6 protein-coding genes are annotated in these 6,441 nt (G+C 66.1%); 4 read left to right on the plus strand and 2 right to left on the minus strand.

The window, feature by feature from the left end; genetic code table 11:
* Positions 1 to 13 precede the first annotated feature (13 nt).
* The 4 genes from EPD82_RS09750 (at position 14) to fliN (ending at position 3,856) form a co-directional block, all read left to right on the plus strand.
* Positions 14 to 1,543 (plus strand): flagellar hook-length control protein FliK, encoded by a 1,530-nt coding sequence (locus tag EPD82_RS09750; protein WP_082438435.1) that lies wholly within the window; start codon positions 14 to 16, stop codon positions 1,541 to 1,543.
* Between the two features lie 95 nt (positions 1,544 to 1,638).
* Positions 1,639 to 2,229, plus strand: a complete 591-nt coding sequence (locus EPD82_RS09755; RefSeq protein ID WP_072247967.1) for a flagellar basal body-associated FliL family protein — start codon at positions 1,639 to 1,641, stop codon at positions 2,227 to 2,229.
* An 18-nt stretch (positions 2,230 to 2,247) separates the two neighbouring features.
* Positions 2,248 to 3,294, plus strand: a complete 1,047-nt coding sequence (gene fliM / locus EPD82_RS09760) for a flagellar motor switch protein FliM (RefSeq protein ID WP_055423992.1) — start codon at positions 2,248 to 2,250, stop codon at positions 3,292 to 3,294.
* A 22-nt stretch (positions 3,295 to 3,316) separates the two neighbouring features.
* A complete protein-coding gene (fliN, locus tag EPD82_RS12410) occupies positions 3,317 to 3,856 on the plus strand; it encodes a flagellar motor switch protein FliN (RefSeq protein ID WP_055423991.1) in 540 nt (179 codons plus the stop codon).
* Positions 3,857 to 3,889: 33 nt separating this feature from the next.
* Here the strand turns inward: fliN and htpG are convergent, their stop codons facing one another.
* Positions 3,890 to 5,803 carry a molecular chaperone HtpG gene (gene htpG / locus EPD82_RS09770; protein WP_055423990.1) on the minus strand — a complete coding sequence of 638 codons (1,914 nt, stop codon included), beginning with the start codon at positions 5,801 to 5,803 and terminating at the stop codon, positions 3,890 to 3,892.
* Between the two features lie 36 nt (positions 5,804 to 5,839).
* Positions 5,840 to 6,441, minus strand: a 602-nt coding sequence (locus tag EPD82_RS09775; RefSeq protein WP_141056541.1) for an RNA-guided endonuclease InsQ/TnpB family protein, incomplete at its 5' end; no start/stop codon positions are given.

Raw genomic sequence — 6,441 nt, forward strand, 5'->3', positions numbered from 1 at the left:
TCGCGAGGCCGTCATGAACCTGCAAACCGCCGTCTCTGCCCGCCTCGACCCGGTTTTAGGGGTGAACCCCCCGGGCAGCATACCGAGCTCCTCCGCCGCGGGCTCCTCCGACACCTTCGCCCGGCTCCTCGAGCGGCGTGTCCATGAGTCGCAAGGAACTTCATCCTCCGCCCCTGCGGCAGCGCCGGCTCCCGCCGAGACGGCGCAAACCGCGCCGGCCGAGGCGAGCGGGACGGCAAAATCCCCGCAGTCGTCCCAAGACGACGATCCTGCACCGACGCCCCCCGCGAAGGCCGAGACAGCGAAGGAGAAAGCCTCTCCTTCTGCCACGTCGGACAAGTCCGATTCCAAGAAAGAGAAGTCGGCGGAAGAACCTGGAACGGCGGCAGAAGTTGCCGCGCCTGCCGACGCGGCAGCGGCAGCCCTTGCCGCAGCCGCCATGCCGACGGCAGCGAGCGCGGGGCATTCCGAGGCGCTTCCCTCCGCGGACGGTGACGGAAAGCCCCTCTCTGCAGCGCGCGCTCCCGTCGTTTCCACTCTTGCCGCCACGAACGGCAGCGCCCAGCAGCAGACGAGCTCTACGGCCACGGATGCCGCCGCATTCCCCCCTTCCTCGGGCGCCGCCCCCGACGCGAATTTGGCACTGCCCAGCACCTCTTCGCCGACACCACCGAACGACGACGCTGCGGCCGCACCGACGGCTAGCGATAGCAACGCCGTGCCGGGCTCGCCTCTGGCGCTGCTGCGCGCGGCGCTCGAGAAACTATCCAACGCGCCCAAGGAAGGCGCCCAGACTCCTGAAGTAGGTCAAAGCGGCGAAGCGGCGTCCGCCGAATCCCCCGCCGAGGCCGGCGCCACCCTAAAAAATTCCCCCAGCGGGAAACATGACCCCTCTCCCTTGCTCGATGCGGCCGCATCCGCCGCTCCCAGCGAAAAATCGCCAGCCGATGCCCTCAAACCCGAGAAAACGCTGACCAGTGAAACGCCGTCCTCCGTCCGCGCGGAACATGCCGATTCGACGCAAACCCCCTCCCCGACCGTACGCAGCGACGGATTCACGCCCAATCCTCACCTTTCGTCCCGCGCCGATGCTTCGGCGCCGACCGTACTCACCGTCCATACCCCGCCCGCGGACGCGGATCGCTGGGCGAGCGAAACCACGCAACGCCTCGTCTGGGTGGCCGGCCGCGGCGAGACCAAGGCCGAACTGCAGCTCACCCCGCCCTCGCTGGGCAAGCTCGAAGTGACCTTGCAGCTCAACCACGACCAGCTCACCGCCCATTTCGTCGCCGCCAGCCAGGCCGCGCGCGACGCCCTCGAACACGCCCTGCCGCAACTGCGCGAACAGCTCGCCCAATCCGGTCTGTCGCTGGGCCAGACGAGCGTGAGTACGGGAGGGGAAGGCTCGAACGCGCAATCGCAGGAAGATCCCGCATCTGGCCGCCCACTGCCCGGCACGACGCCACGCGCGGGGGCCAATCCCGCTCCTCTTTCCTTGCAGGGCACGCGCGCCGGCTCCAGCCTGATCGATCACTACGCCTGAACGGGAATTGCGCCGGGGAAGGGGCGCTTTTCCGCCTTCGGTGGGGGATAATGTTTCGCTATCCTGTCTCTTGACGAGGGCAAGCGAGAAAACCCATGGCCAAACCGGAAGAAAAACCCGCCACCGAAACCTCAGCCGAGCCGACTGCAGGCATGAGCAAGAAGGCCAAGCTGCTCATCCTCGTGCTCGTCGTCCTTCTCGCTCTTTCCTTGGCGGCAGCAGGCGCCCTTACGCTGCTCCTCATCAAGCAGCGCGCGGCCGCATCGAGTGAAAACGACACCGCACATGCGACCGCCACCGCCCAACCCGGCAGCCCACCCCCCGTCATGGTCACCCCCGGGGCCCCGCCCGTCTTCGTCACCCTCGATCCTTTCGTCGTCAACCTCGCGCCCGGCGAAGGCGAACGCTACCTGCAGACCATCATCGTCCTGCGGCTGGCCGATGCGAAGTTCGACCCCGTCCTCAAGCAATATCTCCCGGAAGTGCAGCATCGCATCAACCTGTTGCTATCGAGCAAACTCCCTTCGGAGCTCGTCACCCCGCAAGGGCGCGAGCAGCTCGCGCGCGAGCTCACCGACGAGATCAACCGCGTGCTCGGCTATCCCCCTCCGCCTCCCGGCCAGCAAGCGCTGGGGCCGACCGGCCCGGTGCAAGCCGTGCTCTTCCGCTCCTTCATCATCCAGTAACCGTGACGGACGCATACCATGGTCGGCGGCGGCGAGTTCCTCACCCAGAAAGAAGTCGATGAACTTCTGAGGGATGTCACCGGGGAGAGCGAAGAACCGGAGACTGCTCCGCAGGAAGAAGGCGGCATCCGCCCCTACAACCTCGCCACGCAGGAGCGCATCGTACGCGGGCGCATGCCCACGCTCGAGCTCATCAACGAGCGTTTCGCCCGCAACCTGCGCATCGGACTCTTCAACTACATCCGGCGCAACGTCGAAGTGGCCGTGGGCGCGCTGCACGTGCAGAAATACGCCGAGTTCCTGCGCAACCTCGTCATCCCCTCCAACCTCAATCTGGTGCAGATGAAACCCTTCCGCGGCACGGGGTTGATCGTGATGGAGCCCAACCTCATCTTCCTCGTGGTCGACCTCCTCTTCGGCGGCGACGGGCGCTTTCGCACCCGCATCGAAGGGCGCGACTTCAGCCCCACCGAGCAGCGCATCATCCTGGGGCTGCTCAACGTCGTTTTCGAGGAATACCAGAAATCCTGGGCGCCGGTCTATAAGATCGAGCTCAACTACGTGCGCTCGGAGATGAACCCGCAGTTTGCCAACATCGCCACGCCCTCCGAGATCGTCGTCACTTCCCAGTTCGCCCTGGATTTCGGCATCGGCCAGGCGAACCTGCTGCTGTGCTGGCCCTACTCCATGCTCGAACCGGTACGCGATCTCCTCTACTCGACCATGCAGAGCGACCAGATGACGCAGGACACGCGCTGGACGCGCAACCTCGGCCGGCGTCTGATGGAAGCGGAAGTCGAACTGCGCGCCGAGCTGGGCTACGCCGACATGACCTTGGGCGATCTGGTCGAGCTGCGTGTGGGCGATGTCATCCCGCTCGACATTCCCGAGCTCACCACCCTCTTCTGCGAGAACATCCCGGTGTTGCGTGGCCGCTACGGCACACGCGAAGGGCATTACGCGCTCGAGGTCGACCACTTCGTCGCCGAAGAAGAACCGGAAGAGGAAGAAGCCTCCGCCCCGCCACCGACCCTGACGGGAACGGCTTCCTCAACCCCCTCCTGATCCCCGTGCGAGGATTCTCCCCATGGCCGAAAACGACACCCCGCAGGAAGAAGACAAGGTCAGCGCTGAAGACTGGGCTGCGGCCATGCAGCAGCAACAGGCCCAGACCGGCGAAGGCGGCGCCGCCACCCCTGAAGACGAATGGGCGGCGGCGCTCGCCGAGCAGGCGCAGCACGACGCCGAGATGGCGCGCGTGGCCCAAGAGCTCAAGCAGGCGAGCGACCCCTACCAGGCCAAGCCGGCCAAGGATCTCTTCCCCGAATTCGGCACCGGCGGCAGCGAGACCGACAAGCTCAACGACTTCAAGCTGATCCTCGACATCCCGGTGCGCGTCACCGTGGAGCTGGGGCGCACGAAACTCGCGATCCGCGACGTGCTGCAACTGGCGCACGGCTCGGTGATCGAGCTCGAAGGGCTTGCCGGCGAGCCGATGGACGTGCTCGTCAATGGCACGCTCATCGCCCAGGGCGAAGTGGTCGTGGTCAACGAAAAGTTCGGCATCCGCCTCACCGACATCATCACGCCGGCCGAACGGATGCGCAAGCTGCGCCAGCACGGCTGAAGCGGCGAGGCATGGCGCCTCGCCATGGTGGCGTCACGCGGTAAGAAGCAGCCGGTTCATGCGCTGCACGAAGGCCGCCGGATCTTCCAGCTTGCCGCCCTCGGCGAGGAGCGCTTCTTCATAGAGGAGCAGCGCCCACTCGGCAAAGTCTTCGTCGGAGGCCGCCTGCAGCTTTGCGATCACCGGGTGCGTCGGATTGAGCTCGAGGATGGGCTTGTGCGCCGGCGCGTCCTGCCCGAGCTCACGCAGCAGCCGCGCAAGCTGCATCCCCGGCTCGTGCTCCTCGACCACCAGGCAGGCGGGCGCCTCGGTGAGCCGCGAGGAAACCCGCACCGCCTTGACGCGCTCGCCCAAGGCCGCCTGCAGCCGCTCGAGGAGCGGCTTGAGCCGCTCGTCGGCCTCCTCGCGCGCTTTTTTCTCCTCTTCCGAGAGCAGCGCCGCGTCCATCTCGCCCTTGGCCACCGACGCCAGGGGCTTGCCCTTGTACTCGGGCAGATAGGCCACCCACCATTCGTCGATGCGGTCGGTGAGCAGCAGCACCTCGACCCCCTTTTTGCGGAAAGCCTCGAGGTGCGGACTGTGGCGCGCCGCGGCGAAGGATTCGGCCGTGAGGTAGTAGATGCGCTCCTGACCCGGCTTCATGCGCCCCAGATAGTCGTCGAGCGAGACCGTCTCTTCGGGCGAGTCGCTGTGGGTAGACGCGAAGCGCAGGAGCGCGGCGATGCGCTCGCGGTTGGCCGGATCCTCGATGATGCCTTCCTTGAGCACGCGGCCGAATTCGCGCCAGAAGCGGGCGTATTTCTCCGGCTCGTTCTTGGCGAGCTGCTCGAGTAGCCCCAGCACCCGCTTGGTGACGCCGGCGCGGATCGCCTCGATCTCGCGCGAATCCTGCAGCATCTCGCGCGAGACGTTGAGCGGCAGGTCGGCCGCGTCGACCACCCCGCGCACGAAGCGCAGGTAGCGCGGCAGCAGCCGCTCGGCATCCTCCAGCACGAAGACGCGCCGCACGTAGAGCTTGAGCCCATGGCGCGGCGTGCGCTCGAAGAGGTCGAACGGCGCGCGCTGCGGCAGGTAGAGGAGCATCGTGTATTCGTGCCGCCCCTCCACCTTGGCATGCACCCAGGAAAGCGGCGCCTCGAAGTCGTGCGCCACGTGTTTGTAGAATTCGACGTATTCCTCCTCCGCGATCTCCTGCTTGGGGCGGGCCCACAGGGCGGAGGCGCGATTGACCTGCTCCCATTCCTCTTCCTTGACGAGCTCGCCGCGGCCCTCGTCCCAGCGCTCCTTGCGCATCAGGATGGGCCAGAGGATGTGATCGGAATACTTGCGGATGAGCTCGCGCAGCCTCACCCCCGAGAGGAACTCGTCTTCGCCCTCGCGCAGGTGCAGCACCACCTCGGTGCCCCGCTCGGGACGTTCGATCTCGGTCACTTCGAAGGTGCCGGCGGCATCCCCCGTCATGGCGCATTCCCACAGCACGCCGGCGCTCGCTGGCAGCCCGGCGCGGCGCGAGCGCACGGTGACGCGATCGGCCACGATGAAGGCGGAGTAGAAACCGACGCCGAACTGCCCGATCAGGCGCGCATCGGCCTGCCCCTCGGCGCCGAGCCTTTGCAGGAACTCGCGCGTGCCCGACTTGGCGATGGTACCCAGATGCGCCACCGCCTCCTCGCGGCTCATGCCGATGCCGTTGTCGCGTATCGTCACGGTGCGCGCGTCGCGGTCGTAGTCGATCCAGATCTTGAGCTCGCCGTCGCCCTCGAAGAGCTCGGGATGCTGCGCCGCCTCGAAGCGCAGCTTGTCGCAGGCATCCGAGGCGTTCGAGACGAGCTCGCGCAGGAAGATTTCTTTGTTCGAGTAGAGCGAATGCACCACCAGGTGCAGAAGCTGCTGCACCTCGGCCTGGAACTCCATCTTCTGGCGCATTGCGCCGTTCGTTTCAACCATCGTTTCACCCCTGTCGCTCGTCGTTCGGAACTGCTCTCAAAAACGCACGCAAAAGTGCGCACGGTTCTCTTCCTGCCCCGAGCCGTCTTGATGACCGTGCTCGTGCCTGACAGGCGTGACTTTCCCGACTACTTCAGGAACCCCTCCTGAAGTAGCGCCGCCGTTACCGGACGGACTCGCCACGGGTAGGGCCGTTGCGGTGGCCAGCCGTTGAAGGTTGATCGCCGCGTTGAGGTCACGGTCGTGGTGCGTGCCGCATTCCGGGCACGTCCATTCCCGCTCGCTCAGCGTGAGCGTTTCGTGTTTCCAGCCGCAGACCGAACAGAGGCGGCTACTGGGATACCAGCGCTCGGCAAACACCAGGCGGGTGCCGTAGCGCTGCGCCTTGTATTCCATCTGCGAGCGGATGAGGCCAAAGCCCACGTCGGAGATCGCTCGCGCAAGCTTCTCGTTGGCGAGCATCCCTGAGACGTTCAGGTCTTCGAGCACCACCGCCTGGTTTTCGCGGCACAGCCGGGTCGTGAGCTTGTGGGTGAAGTCCGCTCGGATATTGGCAATGCGGGCATGCAGCCTTGCCAATGCCTGAGCGGACTTCTGGCGGTTGCTGGAGATGGGAAGACGGGTGCCTTTCGGCAGCG

This window comes from Tepidiphilus succinatimandens, assembly GCF_006503695.1.
Taxonomy (GTDB): Bacteria; Pseudomonadota; Gammaproteobacteria; order Burkholderiales; family Rhodocyclaceae; genus Tepidiphilus; species Tepidiphilus succinatimandens.

Excerpts from the sequence above, each read along its gene's own strand:
- fliM (WP_055423992.1), top strand. The coding sequence starts at position 2,248 with ATGGTCGGCGGCGGCGAGTTCCTCACCCAGAAAGAAGTCGATGAACTT.
- fliN (WP_055423991.1), top strand. The coding sequence starts at position 3,317 with ATGGCCGAAAACGACACCCCGCAGGAAGAAGACAAGGTCAGCGCTGAA.
- EPD82_RS09750 (WP_082438435.1), top strand. The coding sequence starts at position 14 with ATGAACCTGCAAACCGCCGTCTCTGCCCGCCTCGACCCGGTTTTAGGG.
- htpG (WP_055423990.1), bottom strand. The coding sequence starts at position 5,803 with ATGGTTGAAACGAACGGCGCAATGCGCCAGAAGATGGAGTTCCAGGCC.
- EPD82_RS09755 (WP_072247967.1), top strand. The coding sequence starts at position 1,639 with ATGGCCAAACCGGAAGAAAAACCCGCCACCGAAACCTCAGCCGAGCCG.